This window comes from Mesorhizobium sp. M0698 (assembly GCF_040320455.1).
Taxonomy (GTDB): domain Bacteria; phylum Pseudomonadota; class Alphaproteobacteria; order Rhizobiales; family Rhizobiaceae; genus Mesorhizobium.
The window spans coordinates 266226-285125 of sequence record NZ_JAMYPQ010000003.1; the positions used below are offsets into that span (position 1 = coordinate 266226).

16 protein-coding genes are annotated in these 18900 nt (G+C 63.4%); 3 read left to right on the forward strand and 13 right to left on the reverse strand.

Translation table 11 applies throughout. From position 1 onward, the window contains the following. Positions 1–3: 3 nt before the first annotated feature. From NKI16_RS09015 to puuE, 13 genes are all read right to left on the reverse strand, one after another. On the reverse strand, positions 4–1443 hold the full coding sequence (locus NKI16_RS09015; protein ID WP_352922547.1) for a S8 family serine peptidase: 1440 nt from the start codon (positions 1441–1443) through the stop codon (positions 4–6). Continuing rightward, a complete protein-coding gene (locus NKI16_RS09020; protein WP_352590901.1) occupies positions 1433–2101 on the reverse strand; it encodes an anti-sigma factor in 669 nt (222 codons plus the stop codon). Before NKI16_RS09020 ends, NKI16_RS09015 begins: the two co-directional genes overlap by 11 nt. Beyond that, the gene (locus NKI16_RS09025) at positions 2098–2661 is read right to left on the reverse strand and encodes a sigma-70 family RNA polymerase sigma factor (protein WP_352452243.1); all 564 of its coding nucleotides are present in this window, start codon (positions 2659–2661) and stop codon (positions 2098–2100) included. Before NKI16_RS09025 ends, NKI16_RS09020 begins: the two co-directional genes overlap by 4 nt. Positions 2662–2794: 133 nt before the next feature. Continuing rightward, positions 2795–3634 carry an alkaline phosphatase family protein gene (locus NKI16_RS09030; RefSeq protein WP_352681495.1) on the reverse strand — a complete coding sequence of 280 codons (840 nt, stop codon included), beginning with the start codon at positions 3632–3634 and terminating at the stop codon, positions 2795–2797. A gap of 92 nt (positions 3635–3726) precedes the next feature. Continuing rightward, a complete protein-coding gene (locus NKI16_RS09035; RefSeq protein WP_352922551.1) occupies positions 3727–5412 on the reverse strand; it encodes an ABC transporter ATP-binding protein in 1686 nt (561 codons plus the stop codon). After that, positions 5412–6239: an ABC transporter permease gene (locus NKI16_RS09040; RefSeq protein WP_352452240.1), complete on the reverse strand. Its 828-nt coding sequence runs from the start codon at positions 6237–6239 to the stop codon at positions 5412–5414. Before NKI16_RS09040 ends, NKI16_RS09035 begins: the two co-directional genes overlap by 1 nt. An 11-nt stretch (positions 6240–6250) precedes the next feature. Continuing rightward, on the reverse strand, positions 6251–7210 hold the full coding sequence (locus NKI16_RS09045) for an ABC transporter permease (protein ID WP_352681491.1): 960 nt from the start codon (positions 7208–7210) through the stop codon (positions 6251–6253). Between the two features lie 16 nt (positions 7211–7226). Then, positions 7227–8813, reverse strand: a complete 1587-nt coding sequence (locus NKI16_RS09050; protein WP_352701670.1) for an ABC transporter substrate-binding protein — start codon at positions 8811–8813, stop codon at positions 7227–7229. 154 nt (positions 8814–8967) lie between these two features. Further along, on the reverse strand, positions 8968–10950 hold the full coding sequence (locus tag NKI16_RS09055; protein WP_352922555.1) for a CocE/NonD family hydrolase: 1983 nt from the start codon (positions 10948–10950) through the stop codon (positions 8968–8970). 85 nt (positions 10951–11035) lie between these two features. Beyond that, a complete protein-coding gene (locus NKI16_RS09060; RefSeq protein ID WP_352922558.1) occupies positions 11036–11629 on the reverse strand; it encodes a nucleoside deaminase in 594 nt (197 codons plus the stop codon). After that, the gene (locus tag NKI16_RS09065) at positions 11629–12132 is read right to left on the reverse strand and encodes an ureidoglycolate lyase (RefSeq protein ID WP_352922561.1); all 504 of its coding nucleotides are present in this window, start codon (positions 12130–12132) and stop codon (positions 11629–11631) included. The genes NKI16_RS09060 and NKI16_RS09065 overlap by 1 nt, the downstream gene beginning before the upstream one ends. After that, a complete protein-coding gene (locus tag NKI16_RS09070) occupies positions 12129–12977 on the reverse strand; it encodes a bifunctional allantoicase/(S)-ureidoglycine aminohydrolase (protein WP_502897575.1) in 849 nt (282 codons plus the stop codon). Before NKI16_RS09070 ends, NKI16_RS09065 begins: the two co-directional genes overlap by 4 nt. A 63-nt stretch (positions 12978–13040) precedes the next feature. After that, on the reverse strand, positions 13041–14474 hold the full coding sequence (gene puuE / locus NKI16_RS09075; RefSeq protein WP_352620694.1) for an allantoinase PuuE: 1434 nt from the start codon (positions 14472–14474) through the stop codon (positions 13041–13043). Positions 14475–14646: 172 nt separating this feature from the next. On the opposite strand from puuE, the gene uraH reads away from it, so the two are divergent. From uraH to xdhB, 3 genes are read left to right on the forward strand one after another with little or no spacing between them, the layout of a single operon-like run. Then, positions 14647–15021 carry a hydroxyisourate hydrolase gene (uraH, locus tag NKI16_RS09080; RefSeq protein WP_352620696.1) on the forward strand — a complete coding sequence of 125 codons (375 nt, stop codon included), beginning with the start codon at positions 14647–14649 and terminating at the stop codon, positions 15019–15021. 1 nt (position 15022) lies between these two features. Then, positions 15023–16504: a xanthine dehydrogenase small subunit gene (gene xdhA, locus NKI16_RS09085; protein WP_352634922.1), complete on the forward strand. Its 1482-nt coding sequence runs from the start codon at positions 15023–15025 to the stop codon at positions 16502–16504. Beyond that, positions 16504–18855, forward strand: coding sequence for a xanthine dehydrogenase molybdopterin binding subunit (gene xdhB, locus NKI16_RS09090; RefSeq protein WP_352620700.1), 2352 nt, complete (start codon positions 16504–16506; stop codon positions 18853–18855). The genes xdhA and xdhB overlap by 1 nt, the downstream gene beginning before the upstream one ends. The last annotated feature ends 45 nt before the right edge of the window (positions 18856–18900 follow it).

Genomic DNA, 18900 nt, shown 5'->3' on the forward strand with positions numbered 1-18900 from the left:
GGGCTATTCCTTCGCCGCCTCGGCCGCCTTGGTATTCAGCAGGCCAAAGCCGAAATCATTGTCCCGCCCCTTTGGGCCGAGATCCCTGGCGGTGGCGGCAAGTGCTTTCTCGACCCAGTCGGCCGAACGGTCGGGTGCGGCATGGAACAGGTTGGCGACGGCGCCGGTCACGATCGCTGCGGCGAAGGACGTCCCGGTCACCACGTCCGAGCCGGCGCCGCTCGGCGCCACCATCTCGACGCCGGGAGCGGAGATGAAGACATAGGCGCCGCGATTGGCCTGCGGCATCAGCCCGTCCTTGGCATCGGTGGCCGTCACCGCCATCACGCCGTCGAAGGCGGCCGGATAACCATAGGGCGCCTTCGGTCCGTTATTGCCGGCGGCCGCAACCAGCACGATGCCAAACGCGCGCGCATTGCGGCAGGCGATGCCGAGCAGGTCGTTCTTCGGACCGACGAAGCTCATATTGATGATGCGGACATCCTGCTCCGCCGCCCAGTCGAGCGCCGAAAGGATGACGTCCATGGTCGACTTGCCGCCCTCGAAGGCGCGGGCGTGATAGATCCTGGCACCCGGCGCCATGCCTTTGAACGCGCCGGTGCCGGCAATCAGTCCATCGACCGAAGTGCCGTGGTCGCGCGCCTTGATCGGCACGTCGGGCATGGCATCGAACTGCCCGGCGATGACGCCGGAGAGCGCCGGATTGCCGTCATCGATGCCGGTGTCGATGACGCCGACGCGCACATTCTCGCCGCTGGCTTTGTCGGCATCGAGCGCAATGCGCTCGAACGCATAATTGACGATGCTGGCCGCCTGCTGCAGCGAGTAGACGTGGTTGGCCTCACGCCGCAAAGTACGGCCGTCGGCGGCAAGTTGCGCCAGCACGACGCCGACCGGGCGGCCATCGGGAATGCCGAAGCGCACCAGCGTGTTGCCGAGCAGCCGCGACTGCCGCTGCGAGCGTATCTCGAGGCCGAACGAGGCCGCGATCTGCTGGACCGCGCCGGCATCGCCATTGACCGTGACCAGCACCTCGTCGGGCACGAAATCGCCGATCACGGCGCGCGGCGGCTCGGTTGCGACAAGATCGGTGGGTGCTACGACCGGACCGCCCGGCGCGGCAGCCTGTATTGCCGGCGCGACGGCGGGTGGGGTTGCAGTATTGCCAGGAGGTATAGGCGCCTCGGTGACTACGGCAGGATTGGGGAACAGGTCGAAAATCAAGTCCGGAAGAAACACCGCGCCCGTTATTCCAGGAGCCAGCGCTTTGCCGCCATCCTTCACGGCGCCGCCATCCTTAGCGCAGTCGGCGTTGGCAGCATTTCCCCGGTTCAGGCAGTCGATCTCAGCCTGGGTGAGGTTCGGGTCATTGGTCTGCGCCATTGCGGACGCGGCGAAGATTGTCATCGCTGCCGTCAATCGAATGACCGCCTTAGCCGCCATCAGCCGGTTTCCTTCCCTCCAGCGCAGCTTCGGTGAAAGGCTGGGCGGCAATAAGGCCAAGCAGCTTCTGATAGTCGGCGGCGGTCTTGGCCGGAACGCCGAGGCGGAAGACACCGTCGGCGGTCGGCCCGCCGGCGATCTTCAACTGGTTCTGGTCGAGAAAAGCGATGATGTCGGACAGCTTCGCATCCGGTTTGAACTTCACAAGGGCAAACGGCATTTTGGCCAGATCGTCCTCCGATCCGGCAATCTCGAAATCGCCACCTCTGTTGCCGGTCTGCACAAAGGATTGCGCTACGACCAGGGCCAGCAGCACCGCGGCCGCGGCCCAGGCGACGCCGGCGGGCACCGCCATGAAGCGGCTCCAGGCTTGCGCCAGCCAGGACGATGCCGCAGGCGCGCGGGACGGGCCGGCCTCGGCGTCGAGCGCCTTGGCAAAGCGGCTGAGCGCATCGGCCGGCGGGCGGATTGCCTCGTTTGCGGCAGCGGTGCCGGAGAATTCGGCCTCGGCCTCGCCTAGTGCGGCCATCGCCGCCGGATCGCTCGCCAGCCATTCCTCGATGGCTTCGAGCTCGGTGCCCTCCAGCGAGCCGTTCAGATAAAACGGCAGCAGCATTTCCATTTCGTCGCGGCGTGACATTTTTTCAGCGGCGCTCATGGCCACCCCCTGTCGTAACCGGCGGCCTTGAGGGCTTCGCCGAGTTTCTTGCGGGCGTAGAACATCCTGGTCTTGACGGTTGCGACCGGGATGCCGAGTACCTCGCCGATCTCGCTCACCGATTGCCCGTGATAATAGGCAAGGTCGATCACCGTGCGGTGCTCTTCCGGCATGGCATCGATAAAGCGTCGCAAGGCGGCGGCCTTGTCTTCCTTCATCGTCACGACTTCCGGCGTGTCGGCGCCGTCGGCGACCTGGGCCGCGTCATCGTCGTCGATCCAGTCTTCCTTCTTCTTGCGCAGCAGGGACAGCGCCTTGAAGCGGGCAATGCCGAGCAGCCATGTCGAGACCTCCGAGCGCCCCTCGAAGGCCGGTGCCTGCCGCCAGAGTTCGAGGAACACCTCGTTCGCGATATCGTCGGCCATCAGTTCCGATCCCGTCTGGCGTGCCACGAAGCGGTAGACCCGCGCGTGGTGGCGCATGAACAGGAGCCGCACGGCGGCACGGTCGCCTTTCGCGACCCGCTCGACAAGCGCGCGATCGGTCTCCGCGGCCGTCATCGCCGGTCGAGCCGCCTGGCTCCTGCCTGCTCTGTCGCTGATCGGCCCAAAAAGGTTCACCGCATCCGCCCGTATATTTGCGGAGGCTAACTGAAGAGCGGGAGCGTTGCCAGAGGGAGAAGAGGGCGCGCGCTCAGCTCAGGAACGGCTTTGCCTTCATTGTCGCCGGCACCGGCACGCCGAGGCGCGCAAGCACCGTCGGCGCGAGCTGCAGCTGATCGAGCAGCGTATTGGCTTCCGGACCCTCGCCGGATCCGAAGTAGTAAAGTGCGAAATCCTGCATCTCCTCGTCGTGGCCGCCATGATGGCCGCGATCGGTCTGGCCATGATCGGCGGTGACGATCACCTCGTAGCCGGCTTCCCGCCAGCCTGGCAGAAAGCCGGCGAGCATGGCGTCCATTGCATAGACGGCATGATCCATCTCGTGGCAGTCATGGCCGAAGCGGTGGCCCATCGAGTCCAGAGTACAGCTGTGCAGGATGCCGTAGTCGATGCCGTAGCGCCTGGTCAGCATGGTCAACGTCGCGAACAGGTCGACGTCGCTCGGCGTCATCTGGTTCCTGGCATTGTAGCCGGTCATGGTGTGGAACCGGCCATGGCTGATCGGCCTGCCCGGCTGGTCGAACTCCATGTCCTCGACCAGGTCGAACGGATAGGCCCGGAAGAATTCGGACCAGTAGGAGTGGGTGACCGCACCGGTCTTGCCGCCGGCCCTGCTGACTTGGGAAAAGATGTCCGGCTGTTCGACCCGAAACCGGTTCTCGTTCGACAGGATACCGTGCACTTGGGGCGGCACGCCGGTGTGGATCGAGGCATAGCAGGATGCCGAGGTCGACGGCAGCACGGAGCGCATTTTCCATACGCGGGCTTCGCCTGATTGCACCCAGCCTTCGAGATTGCCCATCAGCCGTCGCCAGTTCCGGTAAGGCACGCCGTCGAGGATGATGAGCAATAGTTTTGTGTTGAGCGCCAAGGGCGCCTCCATGCGGCTTGATCGGAAAGTCAGGGCGGGCCTGCCGTTCAATCCACGCCCGGACAGGATCGTCGGGCGCAAAGGGCGGCCCGCTAGTTCCCCGCGCTGGCCATGCGCCGTCCCTTGATCGCTTTCTCTAGCCAGCCGATCTCCATTTCTGGCACCGACGATAGCAAAAGATCGGTGTAGGCATCGAAGGGTGGCGTCAGCACGGTGCTCTTGGCGCCGTAGCGCACCACTTCGCCGCGATACATCACGGCGATTGAATCGGCGATCGACTTGACCGTGGCCAGGTCGTGGGTGATGAACAGATAGGCGACGTTTTCCTCTTTCTGCAGCCCGAGGAGCAGCTCCAGTATGCCGTGGGCGACCAGCGGATCGAGCGCCGAGGTCACCTCGTCGCAGATGATCAGCTTCGGCTTTGCGGCGAGCGAGCGGGCGATGCAGACGCGCTGCTTCTGGCCGCCCGAAAGCTCGGCCGGATAGCGGTCGACATAGCCTTTGCCCATTTCGATCTTGTCGAGCAGTTCCGCGACACGGGCATCACGTTGCCTTCCGCGCAGACCGAAATAGAATTCCAGCGGCCGGCCGATGATGGTGCCGACCGTCTGGCGCGGGTTCATCGCCACGTCGGCCATCTGGTAGATCATCTGCAGTTGGCGAAAATCCTCTTTCGGCCGGTCGGCAAGCCGGTTGGCGAGCGGCCGTCCGTCGAAGGTGACGGTGCCTTGTTCGGGCGGCAAGAGGCCGGTGATGGCGCGCGCCAGTGTCGATTTGCCGGAGCCGGACTCGCCGACCACCGCCAGCGTCTGGCCGGGGAAAATATCGACCGAGACGTTCTTCAGCACCTTGATGTGACTGCGGCCATAGGCGGCGGTGATGTTCTTGACCGACAGGAACGGGCTCGTGCCAGGCTTCTGCTCCTGGTGTTCGATCTCATGCACCGAAACCAGCGCGTTGGTGTATTCCTGGCGCGGCTCCTTGATGATCTGGCGGGTGCCGCCCCATTCGACCAGCCGGCCGTGGCGCAGCACCATGATCTCGTCCGAGACCTGGGCGACGACGGCAAGGTCGTGAGTGATGTAGAGCGCCGCGACATGCGTGTCGCGGATGGCATCCTTGATCGCCGCCAAGACGTCGATCTGCGTCGTCACGTCGAGCGCCGTGGTCGGCTCGTCGAAGACGATCAGGTCGGGTTCCGAGCACAGCGCCATTGCCGTCATCACGCGCTGCAGCTGACCGCCCGAGACCTGGTGGGGGAAGCGCTCGCCGATGCTTTCGGGGTTCGGCAGGCTGAGCTTCTTGAACAGCGCCACGGCGCGCTTTTCGGCTTCGGCCCGCGTCGCCGTGCCGTGCAGGAGTGCTGCCTCGACCACCTGGTCCATCAGCCTGTGCGCCGGATTGAAGGCGGCTGCCGCCGATTGTGCGACATAGCAGACCTCGCGGCCGCGCAATTTGCGGAACCCTTCGTTGCCGCCCTTCAGGATGTCGCGGCCATTGAGGATGACCTCGCCGCCGGTGATGCGCACGCCGCCGCGGCCGTAGCCCATCGACGACAGGCCGATGGTCGATTTGCCGGCGCCGGACTCGCCGATCAATCCGAGCACCTTGCCCTTTTCGAGCGTCAGCGAGACATCGTGCACCAGCACGATGTTCTTCGGCGCCTCACCCGGCGGATATACCGTGGCCTCGATGCGCAGATTGCGGATGTCGAGCAGCACGCCGGACTTCGGTTGCCCGGGCTTCGGTTGCCCGGGCTTCGGTTGCTTGTCAGCCATTACCCGCGTCCTCCCTTCAGGCTTGTCGTGCGGTTGAGCACCCAGTCGGCGACGAGATTGACGGAAATCGCCAGCGCTGCGATCGCCGCCGCCGGAATGAGGGCGGCGCCTATGCCGAAGACGATACCATCCTTGTTTTCCTTGACCATGCCGCCCCAATCGGCGTCCGGCGGCTGTACGCCAAGCCCGAGGAAGGACAGCGTCGACAGGAACAGTACGGCATAGATGAAGCGCAGGCCGAGTTCCGAAACCAGCGGCGACAGCGCATTGGGCAGGATTTCCCGGAAGATGATCCAGCCGCTGCCTTCGCCGCGCAATTTGGCCGCCTCGACGTAGTCCATGACGTTGATGTCGACGGCGACCGCCCTCGACAGGCGGTAGACGCGGGTCGAGTCGAGAATGCCCATGACCAGGATCAGTGTCACGAGATTGGATGGCAGCACCGACAGCACGACAAGGGCCATGATCAGTGTCGGAATTGACATCAGGAGATCGACGAGACGCGACAGAAGCGTGTCGAACCAGCCGCCGAAAACCGCTGCCGAAAAGCCGAGGATGGCGCCGAGCGAGAAGGACAGCGCGGTCGCCAGCACCGCGATGAACAGGGTGATGCGGGCGCCGTAGATCATGCGCGACAACAGATCGCGGCCGAGATTGTCGGTGCCCAGCCAATGCGCCGCCGACATCGGTTCCCAAGGGACGTCACTGACGATCTCGGCATTGCCATGCGGCGCGATCCACGGCGCAAAAATTGCTGCCAGCACGAACAGCGCCGTCAGCACGATGCCGACCAATGCCGGGATGGGGATGCGTTTGATGACGAGCATACCCGCCCCCCTCATTTCGGATGTCTGAGGCGCGGATTGGCGACGATCGCTGCTATGTCCGCGATGATGTTCAGGCTGATGTAGACGGCGGCGAAGATCAGCCCGACCGCCTGCACCACCGGCACGTCACGCTTGGTGACGTGGTCGACGAGGTATTGGCCCATGCCTGGATAGACAAAGATAACTTCGACCACGACGACGCCGACGATCAGGTAAGCGAGATTGAGCATCACGACGTTGATGATCGGCGCAATGGCATTGGGGAAGGCATGCCTGCGGATGACCGCGAAGGCCGAAAGCCCCTTGAGTTCGGCGGTTTCGACATAGGCCGACTGCATGACATTGAGGATCGCGGCGCGCGTCATGCGCATCATATGGGCTAGCACCACCAGAGTCAGCGCCGCCGCCGGCAGTGCGATGGCCTGAATGCGTTCGCCGAAAGGCATCCCGTCATAGACAGTGGAAATGGCGGGAAACCATTGATGTTGCACCGCGAAGAAAAAGACGAGTACATAGCCGACGAAGAATTCCGGGAAGGACGTCGAGGCCAGCGCCAGTCCCGAGATCAGCTTGTCGACCCAGCCATTGCGGTAGCGCACCGCGATCAGCCCGAGGATGATCGCCAGCGGCACCGCGACGACCGCCGCCCAGAAGGCGAGGAACAGCGTGTTCCACAGCCTTCCCTTGATAGAGGTTGCGATATCCTGACCGCTCGACATAGCCGTGCCGAGATCACCGGTCAGAATGCCGCCGAGCCAGCGAAAATAACGGATGTAAGCGGGATCATTGAGGCCGAGCTGCTCGCGCAGATTGGCGAGCGACTCCGGTGTCGCCGATTGTCCGAGGATGGCTTGCGCGACGTCGCCGGGCAGGATCTGGGTGCCGGCGAAGATCAGGACCGAAACGGCCAACAGCAGCAGAATGCCCAGCGCAATGCGCTGGGCCACCAGTTTCACGATGGGTGAGGACATATCCGCAAGGCCGGGCTCAGGCTTCGAGCCAGCACTTCGCCAGAGCATATCCGTTCATCAACTCCTGATGCGGATCATCCACCCACCCGGCAACCTTGGCGCCCGTCGCGTCGATAAACTGATTGAACATCGGCAGGATTAGGCCGCCCTCGTCGCGCACCATCACAGCCATGTCGTGGTACATTGCCTTGCGCTTGGCCTCGTCGAGCTCGGCGCGAGCCGCCAGCACCATCTTGTCGAAATCCGGACGCTTGAACCGTGTGTCGTTCCAGTCGGCCGTCGACAGATAGGCAGTCGAGTACATCTGGTCCTGCGTCGAGCGTCCGCCCCAGTAGGAGGCGCAGAAGGGCTGCTTGTTCCAGACTTCCGACCAATAGCCGTCGCCCGGTTCGCGCTTGATCTCCAGCGTGATGCCGGCCTTGGCAGCACTCTGCTGGAACAGCTGTGCAGCATCGACGGCACCGGGGAAGGCGACGTCCGACGTCCGGAGCAGGACGGCACCGTCATGGCCCGACTTCTTGTAGTGGAACTTGGCCTTGTCGGGATCGTATTTGCGCTGCTCGATCTCGGTGAATAGCGGGTACGATGCATTGATCGGGAAGTCGTTGCCGAGCGAGCCATAGCCACGCAGCACCTTGTTCAGCATCTCCTCGCGGTCGATCGCCAGCTTCAACGCCATCCGCAAATCGTTGTTGTCGAACGGCGCGGTGTTACAGTGCATGATGAAGACGTAGTGGCCGGGTCCCGAATGGTTGCGGATGGTGACGCCGGGCACGCGCTTGATCAGATCGACGATCTTCGGCTCGACGCGGTTGATCATGTGGACCTGGCCGCCCTGCAGAGCGGCCGTACGCGCCGTGGCGTCGTTGATGACGATGATCTCTATCTGGTCGGCATGGCCCATCTTGTCGCCCTGCCAATAATTGGCGAAGCGCTCGCCGCCATGGCGCACGCCGGGCTCGTTGGTGGTGACCTTGTAAGGACCCGCTGAAATGCCGGCATCGGCCTTGTCCTTGCCGCCATTCGGCTGAATGATCAGGTGATAGTCGCTAAGCAGGTAGGGCAGGTCGGCATTCGGCTCCTTCAGCGTCAGCACCACTTCCTTGCCGCTGGCCTTGATGCTCTCGATGCCTTTCATGTAACCGAGCGCACCGGACTTTGACTTCTCGTCCGAATGGCGTTCGAGGGTGGCGGCCACGTCCTCTGCGGTCACCTTCTTGCCGTTGTGGAACTCGACGCCATCGCGGATCTTCAGCGTCCAGGTCTTGGCGTCGTCCGACGAGCCGATCTCCTCGGCGATGCGGTTCTCGAGCTTGCCTTCGGGAGACAGTTCGACGATCAGTTCGCCCCACATCTTGCCGAAGGCGAACGGCACCTGCGTCATAAACAGCGCCGGATCGAGGCTGTTGGTGGACTCGCCACCGACCAGGCCAGCCTTGAGCGTGCCGCCCTTGACCGGACCCGCCGCGCGGGAAGCGCTGGATAGCAGCGAGTTGGCGAAAGTTGCGGTGACGCCAAGCGCTGCTGCCCGGCCGAGAAAATCGCGACGGCTCAGCTTGCCGGACGCAACGCGCCGGCTGAGAAATTCCAGTTCGTTTGACATGTTGAGTTCCTCACTCTGTTGGTCTGACCTTATGGTCGTTTTTCTCATTTCTATCGGGAGAATAATGACCGTAAGGGAAAGCGGTAAGCAAGACCGAATGCGACATGCCGTGGCGTAAATCGTGCGTCGCAATTGGACCAATCGCTATAAGCGCTCAAAGCAGTGCGCGCGGGATTTTCTCCTCGAAGTTGCGCCCGAAGACCAGTTTCTCGCCTTCATAGGCTTCAATTCTGGCGCTAACTATGAAGCTTTGCGCGTCGGAGCGCATTTCGGCGAAGGTTTCGGTGCGCACCGACCATCCATTTCGCGACAGCGTCTGGGTCCAATGCGTCTTGCCAGAGGCTGACAGCGGATTGTCGGGATGGATCGCCCATGTCTCTCTGGCGACGCTGCCATTGGCGAGGCCATGCTCCAGGTCGCGCACCTCACCGAAATCGTCCACGATGGAAAGCGTGATCATTCCGGTCTTTTCGTCGCGATCGACATGACGCTCGGAATTGGCGGCGCGGACCGTTTCGGTTGCCCAGGGCGTGGCGCTTTCGGGGGCGGGGAAGGTGACCTCGTCGCCTGTCGCCGGCGGGCGTACCGGCAGCATCAATGTCGCGGCCGACAATTCCAGCCGGACCGGCTCCGGCGACGGCCAGATCATCGGCCAGTAGGCGTTCGAAACGGCAACGCGCAAGCGATGGCCGGCCGGCACGCGATAGGCGCATTGGTCGAGCACCACCCGGGCGCTGACGGTCTCGCCGGGCACCAGCGCTTCGGGAAATTCGTGCGAGTTGCGATGCGTCAGGTTGAGCACGCCGTAGGAAATCAGCTCCGATGCTCCGTCCGGATGGACGTCGCACAGCCGGACCGCGATGTTCGCCTGGCGCCGGTCCGACGAGACCCTGACCACAACTTCGGGAGCACCGACAATGTCGACCGTTTCGGTCAGCACCGGCTGGTCGAAGCACACCGACAGCGCATCGTCGGGGCGCTGGTCACCCGGCAGTTCCGGGCCGAAGGTGAAGGGGAAATATTCGCCGCCGGCGAGGCCGCAGCTTTGCGGCGAAGCGACGATAGCGTGGTTGCCTTCAGCGATAAGCTCAACCTCTTGCGTCTTGATGTTAGGTGACGGCCATTCCGATTCAGCGACCCAGCGGCCCGGCCGCTCGGGATGCCAGCGCGCCGGACGCACGCTGTCCATGACATAGGCGCGGTAGGCGGGGTCGGCCTCGACGCCGGTGTCGATGTCCTTCAGCCAGCGGTCCCACCAGCGCAAGGCCTCCTGCAGGAAGCCGATGCGCGGTTCGGGCGCGGCGTAATGCGGGTATTTGTGGATCCACGGGCCGACGATGCCCTTGACCGGCGCCTCGATATTGACGGCGAGATGGGAAATCGTATTGCGATAGCCATCATGCCAGCCGCCGATCGACAGCACCGCGGCATGGATGGCGGAATAGTCCTCGCAGATCGAGCCGCGCTTCCAATAGGCATCGCGATGCTGGTGCTTCAGCCACAGCGGTGCCAGGAAGGGCTGGTTCTCCAGCCTGGTCAGCCACAGGTCGCGCCATCTGTTGTCGCCGGCCAGCAACGGATCCGGCGGCCTTGACGAATAGGACAGCATGGTCGAGGCCCAGCCGAAATTCTCGATCAGCAGGCAGCCGCCCTTGTAGTGGATGTCGTCGGCATAGCGGTCGACCGTCGAACAGAGACTGATGACCGCCTTCAGCGCCGGCGGCTGCTTAGACGCCACCTGCAGGCAGTTGAAGCCGCCCCACGAAATGCCCATCATGCCGACATTGCCGTTGCACCAGGGCTGGTCCGCCGCCCAGGCGATGACGTCGCAAGCGTCCTGCAATTCCTGCTCGGAATATTCGTCGTCCATCAGCCCTTCGGAATCGCCATTGCCGCGCATGTCGACGCGGATCGAGGCGTAGCCGTGGCCGGCAAAATAGGGATGCGTCAGCTGATCACGATAGATCGTGCCGTCGCGCTTGCGATAGGGCAGGTGTTCGAGGATTGCCGGCACGGGATCGTCGGCAGCATCGGCCGGCATCCACAACCGCGCCGACAGCCGGCAGCCGTCCGGCATGATGATCCCCATATCCGGAAATTCGACGATCTTTCGTGGGAATTCAGTGACGATTTTCATGCGGGCGAACTCCAGGAGCGCCAGATGATGGAGCCCGTGAGAGCGCGTCATGGGCCAGTCAACGAATTCGGCTGGTCAATCCGCGTCAATTCAGCGGAATGTCGTTTTCGTCCTTGCCGGCCTGATAGGCGCCGGACAATTCGTCATAGCGCGCTGATATTGTGTGGATGCGCGCTTCCAGCCGACCGCGCTCGGGGTCGGGCAGCGAGCGCACCAATTTGCGGATCGAAAAGCTCTTCCAATAGGCATTCTCGGCATTGTAGCCGCCGGGATCGAGGGTGAAGACCTCTTTCAGGATCTTCAAATCGTGCGGGATGTCGAAGCTGTCGCGCGAGTCCTCGTGGCTGAACAGATAGAAGAAATTGTCGAAGCCGGTCCAGGTGATCGCCGACAGACAGAGCGAGCAGGGCTCGTGGGTGGCAAGGAAGATAGCCTCCCTGGTGTCGACGCGCTCGGCTTTCGGCAGTTCGTAGAAGCGCTTCAGGCAGTGCACCTCGCCGTGCCAGAGCGGGTTTTCCGTCTCGTTATTGGTTTCGGCAAGCACCAGCGAGCGGTCGTCTTTACGCAGGATCGCCGCGCCGAACAACTTGTTGCCATGCGCGACGCCCTCGGCCGTCTTCGGCACGATGTCGTGCTCTATGACATCGAGCAGGCGGTCGATCAGCGAAATGTCGGTCATCACCGGCTCCCATCGGGAAGATGTATCTCGTAGGCGTGCGAGAAATGGCACTCTTCGAGATTGGAGTCGTCGCCGCCACGGTCGACGACCAGGAAGTCCTGCGGCTCGCCGATCGGCGTCAGCACGCCGTGCCACAAATTGCGCGGATAGTTGATGCCTTGCCCGGGCGCGGTGATGAAGGCATGCGGCTCGCCCGGGCCCTCCTCGCCGTCATGGCAGACGACGACCAGGAACGGCCGTGGTGACAGCGGGATGAAGGCCTGGGTGCCAAACGGATGGCGCTCCACCATGGTAAGCTTCAACGGCAGCTCATAGTGCGTGCCACGCACCATCGAGATCAGCACGCGCGCATTCGGCCCTCGTGCTTCCGCGGTGGCGAGGTCATGGTAGCGCTCGGCCTTGCCGCCATTGATCGGATAATGGTTGTCGCCGCCCATATCGATGACGTCGCCGAATTCGGCGAAATTCTCGCGGGTCAGCGGCCGCGCGACGATGCGGGTCATGGTGTAGGTCTCGCGACGCCGGCGCTGCCAAGCTTGGCGTGGCGGTTGACGTCCTTGTAGAGGAGATAGCGGAATTTGCCTGGCCCGCCGGCATAACAAGCCTGCGGGCAGAAGGCGCGCAGCCACATATAATCGCCAGCCTCGACCTCGACCCAGTCCTGGTTGAGACGATAGACCGCCTTGCCCTCCAGCACATAAAGCCCGTGCTCCATGACATGCGTCTCGGCGAAAGGAATGACCGCGCCCGGCTCGAACGTGACGATGGTGACATGCATGTCGTGGCGCATGTCGGCCGGATCGACGAAGCGCGTGGTCGCCCATCGGCCTTCGGTACCCGGCATCGGCGTCGGCGCGATGTCCTGTTCGTTGACGAAGAACGCTTGCGGCGGCTCGATGCCGTCGACTGAATCATAAGTCTTGCGGATCCAGTGGAAGCGGACGGCGGCGCCGCTTTCATTGTGCACCGTCCACCCACTCGCCGGCGGCAGGAAGGCAAAGCCGCCCGGCCTTAAGCTATGTTTCTTGCCGGCAAGCGAAACGCTTAGCTCGCCTTCGACCACGAACAGCGCACCTTCGGCGGCGGCGTCAAGCTCAGGGTGGTCGCTGCCGCCGCCAGGCGCGAGCTCGACGATGTATTGCGAAAACGTCTCGGCAAAACCCGACAGCGGCCGCGACAGCACCCAGACGCGTGTCCCATCCCAGAACGGCAAGGCGCTGGTGACGATGTCCTGCATCACGCCCTTGGGGATGACGGCATAGGCCTGTGTGAACACAGCGCGGCCGGTCAGCAATTCGCTCTGGCCGGGATGTCCGCCCTGCGGCGCATAATAGGTTCGCTCGGCCATTTTCATCATATCCATAAATTCAAGCCTGTTGCGGAAGCCAGGGCCTATCGCGGCAGCCAAAGCCTATTGCGGAAGCATGTCCTTGAGACGAAGCAGCGCGATGCGCTCGACCTGTCTGCAGGCGGTTTCGAATTCGACATCGTGGCTGTTGCCAATACGCGCCTCGAACTCGGCCAGGATCTCCCCCTTGGTCTTGCCTTTCACCGCAATAATGAAGGGGAAACCGAAACTGGTGACGTAGGCGGCATTGAGTTTTGCGAACAGCTCGCGCTCCTTGTCGGTCAGCGCGTCGAGGCCGGCCGAAGCCTGTTCCCTCGAGGATTCCGCCGTCAGCCGCTTGGCCTGCGCCAGTTTTCCGGCAAGGTCGGGGTGGGCATTGAGCACGGAAAGCCGCTCGGCCTCGCTTGCCGCGCGAAAGACGCGGCAGAGCGCATTGTGCAGGCCGCCGGCACTGTCATGCGCCGGGCCGAGCTCCAGCTCATAAGCGCGCTCGGCAATCCACGGCGAATGCTCGAACACGCCGCCAAATGTATGGACGAAGGCCTCGAATTCCATTTTCGACGGGCGCAGCGCCGGCAACCGGAACGGATGCGTCTCCTGCCAATGTTTTGCGATGTCGATGCGCCGTGCCAGCCAGACCTTGTCGTGTGATTTGACGTAGTCGATGAAGCGCTTCAGTGCCGCGACCCGGCCCGGCCGGCCGACGAGGCGGCAGTGCAGGCCGATGTTCATCATGCGCGGCCGTCCTGCCTTGCCCTCGGCATAGAGCGTATCGAAACTATCCTTGAGATAGGCAAAGAATTGGTCGCCCGAGTTGAAGCCTTGCGGCGTGGCAAAGCGCATGTCGTTGGCGTCGAGCGTATAGGGGATGACCAGCTGCGGCTTCGCCGACCCGTCCGGTGCCGCATGCTCGAACCAGTAGGGCAGTTCGTCGTCATAGGTGTCCGACACATAGTCGAAGCCGCCCTCTTCCGCCGCCAGCCGCACCGTGTTGATCGAGGTGCGCCCGGTGTACCAGCCGGTCGGCCGCGCGCCTGTGACCTCATAATGCAGCCGGATCGCCGCTTCCATGTCGCGGCGCTCGTCTTCTGGCGCATGGTCGCGGTAGTCGATCCATTTCAGCCCGTGCGAGGCGATCTCCCAGCCGGCCTCCTGCATCGCCGCAACCTGATCGGGCGAACGCGCCAGGGCCGTGGCGACGCCGTAGCAGGTGACCGGCACTTGCGCCGCGCTGAACAGGCGCAGCAATCGCCAGAAGCCGGAACGGGCGCCGTATTCGTAGATCGATTCCATGTTCCAGTGGCGCTGGCCGGGCCAGGGCGCGGCGCCGACGATCTCCGACAGGAAAGCCTCCGAAGCCTTGTCGCCGTGGAGGACGCAATTCTCGCCGCCCTCTTCGTAATTGACGACGAACTGCACGGCGACATGCGCCCCGCCGGGCCATTTCGGATCCGGCGGATTGGCTCCATAGCCCCGCATGTCTCGTTCGTAACGCATTCTCGCTCCTGCCGGAATTGTGATCAGGATAGTCGAAAGGAGTGCCTGCGCATTCCCCCGAAATTTTTGAAAGTGTTTTTGTCGCGCTCCGCTCGACCGGGACTTATGCATCGCCTTTAATTGGCGCACAATTCATGAATAGTGTTCGACTGTGCAGGGAATGGAGCAGCCAGTGGCGGAAACGTCGAAAGCCGAAGGCGGGCGCCTGACGACCCACGTCCTCGACACTGCAGCCGGCAAACCGGCGGCCGGTCTGTCGATCGAGCTCTATCATCTTGACGGTCAGGCCCGGACGCATCTGAAAACGGTCGTCACCAATGATGACGGCCGTTGCGATGCTCCGCTGCTTGCCGGCGCGGAATTCCGTACCGGCGAATACGAGCTGGTCTTTGCGGCTGGCGATTATCTGCGCCGGCAAGGGACAAAACTGCCGGAACCGGCCTTCCTCGACCATGTGCCGATCCGCTTCGGTATGGCCGAGCCGGTGCACTATCATGTGCCGCTGCTCATGTCGCCTTACGGCTATTCGACTTACCGGGGAAGCTGAGATGGCCGGGATCAAGACACGCAACGAAATCCGGTTCATCCTCAATGGCGAGGACGTCGCGCTCGGCACGGTCGCGCCCGACCAGACACTGCTCGACTGGCTGCGGCTCGACCGCTCGCTGCGCGGCACCAAGGAAGGTTGCGCCGAGGGCGACTGTGGCGCCTGCACGGTGCTGGTCGGCAGGCTCTCCGGTGGAACACTGGTCTATGAAAGCGTCAATGCCTGCATCCGCTTCCTTGGCTCGCTAGACGGCACGCATGTCGTGACCGTCGAGCATCTGCGCGGCGACGCAGGAAAACTGCATCCCGTGCAGCAGGCGATGGTCGATTTCCACGGCTCGCAATGCGGCTTCTGCACACCGGGTTTCGTCATGTCGCTTTATGCTCTGTGGATGCGGGCGCCGGAGCCGTCGGACGCCGCCATCGAAAAGGCGCTGCAAGGCAATCTCTGCCGCTGCACCGGCTACGAGGCGATCATGCGCGCCGCACGTGCCATCTCCAGCTACGGCTCGGCGGCAAAGGATCCGTTGGCGGCGGAGCGCAAGGCAGTCACGACCAAGCTCGAAGCGATGAAGGACGGTTCGCGCATCGAGATCGGCTCCGGCAACAAGCGGCTGATCGTGCCGGCCAATGCCGACGATCTGGCCAGCGTGCTGGTCAAGGAGCCGGGCGCCACTATCGTCGCGGGTTCGACCGATGTCGGCCTTTGGGTGACCAAGCACATGCGCGATATCGCGCCGGCGATTTTCATCGGCAATCTCGATGGTCTGTGCGGGATTTCCGAGAACAAGGGCGTCATCTCGATCGGCGCCGGTGTCACCTATAGCGAAGCCTTCTCGACGCTGGCGAAACGCATCCCGGCGCTCGGCCCGCTGTTCGATCGCATCGGCGGCGATCAGGTGCGCAACATGGGCACCATCGGCGGCAATATCGCCAACGGTTCGCCGATCGGCGACACGCCGCCGCCGCTGATCGCACTCGGTGCCCGCCTGACGCTGCGCCGCGGCGACAAGCGGCGGACGATCCCGCTCGAGGAGTTTTTCATCGCCTATGGCCGACAGGACCGGCAGCCCGGCGAATTCGTCGAGGCCGTGCATGTCCCGGTGCCAGGTAGCGAGACGAAATTTGCCGTCTACAAGATCACCAAGCGCCGCGACGAAGACATCACAGCAGCGCTAGGGGCGTTTACCCTGAAGCTCGCCGCGGATGACACGGTGGCGGATGTGCGCATCGCCTACGGCGGCATGGCGGCAACGCCGAAGCGAGCCTTTGGCGTGGAAAAGGCATTGCTTGGCAAGCCGTGGACGGAAGCGACGGTCGAGGCGGCGATGGCCGCGTACGCCGGCGATTTCACGCCGCTGACCGACATGCGGGCAAGCGCCGAATACCGGGCGCTGGCGGCGCGCAACCTGCTGCTGCGCTTCTTTGCCGAAACCACCGGCACCCGGGCGCCGATCCAGGTATCACGGCACGAGGCGGCATGATGAACAAGCACGCCACCCCAAACCTGAAGGCGCAAAAAATCGCCGGCGGCGTCGCCACCGACCAGCGCCATGATTCCGCGCACAAGCATGTCAGTGGCACGGCCGTCTATATCGACGACATGCCGGAACCGGCCGGCACGCTGCACGGCTGCCTTGGGCTTTCGACGGCGACGCATGCCACCATCACCAGCATGGACCTGTCGGCGGTGCGCGCCGCACCCGGCGTCATCGACGTGCTGACGGCGAGCGACGTGCCAGGCGAGAACGACATTTCGCCGACCGGCCGTCACGACGAGCCGGTGCTGGCCGACGGCAAGGTACAATTCTTTGGCCAGCCGATCTTCTGCGTCATTGCCGAAACCCGCGAGCAGGCGCGCCGTGCAACGAGGCTGGCCAAGGTCGAATACAAGGAATTGCCGTTCGTCGCCGATGTCGGTGAGCTCGATCCACGGATGGATAAGCTGGTCACGCCGCCGCTGACGCTGAAGCGCGGTGATGCAGCGGCTGCGATCAAGGCGGCGCCGCGCCGGCTGAAGGGAAAGATGCGCATCGGCGGCCAGGAGCATTTCTATCTCGAAGGCCATATCGCCTTGGCCATTCCTGGCGAGGACCACGACGTCACCATCTATTCCTCGACCCAGCACCCGAGCGAAATCCAGCACATGGTCAGCCACGCGCTCGGTGTTCCGAGCCACGCGGTGACGGTGGAAATCCGCCGGATGGGCGGCGCTTTCGGCGGCAAGGAAACGCAAGGCAATCAGTTTGCGGCATTGGCCGCTATCGCCGCGAAGAAACATCATCGGGCCGTGAAAATCCGGCCCGACCGCGACGACGACATGATCGCCACCGGCAAACGCCACGATTTCCTCGTCGACTACGAGGTCGGCTTCGACGACGAGGGCAATATTCTGGGCGTAGATTTCATGTTCGCGGCGCGCTGCGGCTTCTCGGCCGACCTCTCCGGCCCGGTCACCGACCGCGCACTGTTCCATTGCGACAACACCTATTTCTGGCCGGCGGTGCACGCGCAATCGGCGCCGCTCTACACCAACACGGTATCGAACACCGCCTTTCGCGGCTTCGGCGGCCCGCAAGGCATGGTCGGCGCCGAGCGCGTCATCGACGAAGTCGCGTTTGCCGTCGGCAAGGACCCGCTCGAAATCCGCAAGAAGAATTTCTACGGCACCAGCGACCGCAACATCACGCCCTATCACCAGACGGTCGAGGACAACGTCATCCACCGCATCGTCGCCGAGCTGGAGGCGAGTTCCGACTATGCGAGGCGCCGCCGCACCATCGATGCTTTCAATGCCAACAGCCGCTTCATCAAGCGCGGACTGGCGCTGACGCCGGTCAAGTTCGGCATCTCGTTCACCGCCACCCATTACAACCAGGCCGGCGCGCTGGTGCATGTCTATACCGATGGTTCGGTGCATCTGAACCACGGCGGCACCGAGATGGGGCAGGGCCTCTATGTCAAGGTGGCGCAGGTTGTGGCGGAAGAGTTCCAGATCGACCTCGATCAGGTCAAGATCACCGCGACGACGACCGGCAAGGTGCCGAATACCTCGGCCACCGCCGCGTCTTCCGGCTCCGACCTCAACGGCATGGCGGCGCAGAATGCCGCCCGCCAGATCAAGGACCGGTTGATCAATTTTGCCGTCGAGAGATACCAGGTGCCGCGGGACCAGGTGCTGTTCTTGCCCAACCGCGTGCGCATCGGCAACCAGGAGATCGCCTTCGCCGATCTCGTCAGGCAGGCCTATATGGCGCGCATCCAGCTTTCGGCGGCGGGTTTCTACAAGACGCCGAAAATCCATTGGGACCGCGACAAGGGCGAGGGCCATCCCTTCTACTATTTCGCCTATGGCGCCGCGTGCTCGGAAGTCTCGGTCGATACGCTGACCGGCGAATATGTCGTCGAGCGCACCGACATCCTGCACGAAACCGGCCGCTCGCTGAACCGCGCCATCGACCTCGGCCAGATCGAGGGCGGCTTCATCCAGGGCATGGGCTGGCTGACGACGGAGGAACTGTGGTGGGACGACAAGGGGCGGCTGCGCACCCATGCGCCATCGACCTACAAGATCCCGCTCGCGTCGGACCGGCCGAAGATTTTTAATGTGACTTTGGCCGACTGGGCGCAAGCAGGCGAGCCGACGGTGCACCGCTCCAAGGCGGTCGGCGAGCCGCCCTTTCCGCTCGCAATGTCGGTGCTGCATGCGCTGTCGGACGCAGTTGCGAGCGTTGCCAGCCACAAGATCTGCCCGCGCCTCGACCCGCCGGCCACGCCGGAGCGTGTGCTGATGGCGATCGAACGGCTGAAGCGGGAAGCCAAAACCGGCACTTGAATCCCGGAAAACGTGCAATTCAGGCCGAAAAACTCTATATTTCCC

Excerpts from the sequence above, each read along its gene's own strand:
- NKI16_RS09015 (WP_352922547.1), bottom strand. The coding sequence starts at position 1,443 with ATGGCGGCTAAGGCGGTCATTCGATTGACGGCAGCGATGACAATCTTC.
- NKI16_RS09020 (WP_352590901.1), bottom strand. The coding sequence starts at position 2,101 with ATGAGCGCCGCTGAAAAAATGTCACGCCGCGACGAAATGGAAATGCTG.
- NKI16_RS09025 (WP_352452243.1), bottom strand. The coding sequence starts at position 2,661 with ATGACGGCCGCGGAGACCGATCGCGCGCTTGTCGAGCGGGTCGCGAAA.
- NKI16_RS09035 (WP_352922551.1), bottom strand. The coding sequence starts at position 5,412 with ATGGCTGACAAGCAACCGAAGCCCGGGCAACCGAAGCCCGGGCAACCG.
- NKI16_RS09040 (WP_352452240.1), bottom strand. The coding sequence starts at position 6,239 with ATGCTCGTCATCAAACGCATCCCCATCCCGGCATTGGTCGGCATCGTG.
- NKI16_RS09045 (WP_352681491.1), bottom strand. The coding sequence starts at position 7,210 with ATGTCCTCACCCATCGTGAAACTGGTGGCCCAGCGCATTGCGCTGGGC.
- NKI16_RS09050 (WP_352701670.1), bottom strand. The coding sequence starts at position 8,813 with ATGTCAAACGAACTGGAATTTCTCAGCCGGCGCGTTGCGTCCGGCAAG.
- NKI16_RS09055 (WP_352922555.1), bottom strand. The coding sequence starts at position 10,950 with ATGAAAATCGTCACTGAATTCCCACGAAAGATCGTCGAATTTCCGGAT.
- NKI16_RS09060 (WP_352922558.1), bottom strand. The coding sequence starts at position 11,629 with ATGACCGACATTTCGCTGATCGACCGCCTGCTCGATGTCATAGAGCAC.
- NKI16_RS09065 (WP_352922561.1), bottom strand. The coding sequence starts at position 12,132 with ATGACCCGCATCGTCGCGCGGCCGCTGACCCGCGAGAATTTCGCCGAA.
- NKI16_RS09070 (WP_502897575.1), bottom strand. The coding sequence starts at position 12,977 with ATGGCCGAGCGAACCTATTATGCGCCGCAGGGCGGACATCCCGGCCAG.
- puuE (WP_352620694.1), bottom strand. The coding sequence starts at position 14,474 with ATGCGTTACGAACGAGACATGCGGGGCTATGGAGCCAATCCGCCGGAT.
- xdhA (WP_352634922.1), top strand. The coding sequence starts at position 15,023 with ATGGCCGGGATCAAGACACGCAACGAAATCCGGTTCATCCTCAATGGC.
- xdhB (WP_352620700.1), top strand. The coding sequence starts at position 16,504 with ATGAACAAGCACGCCACCCCAAACCTGAAGGCGCAAAAAATCGCCGGC.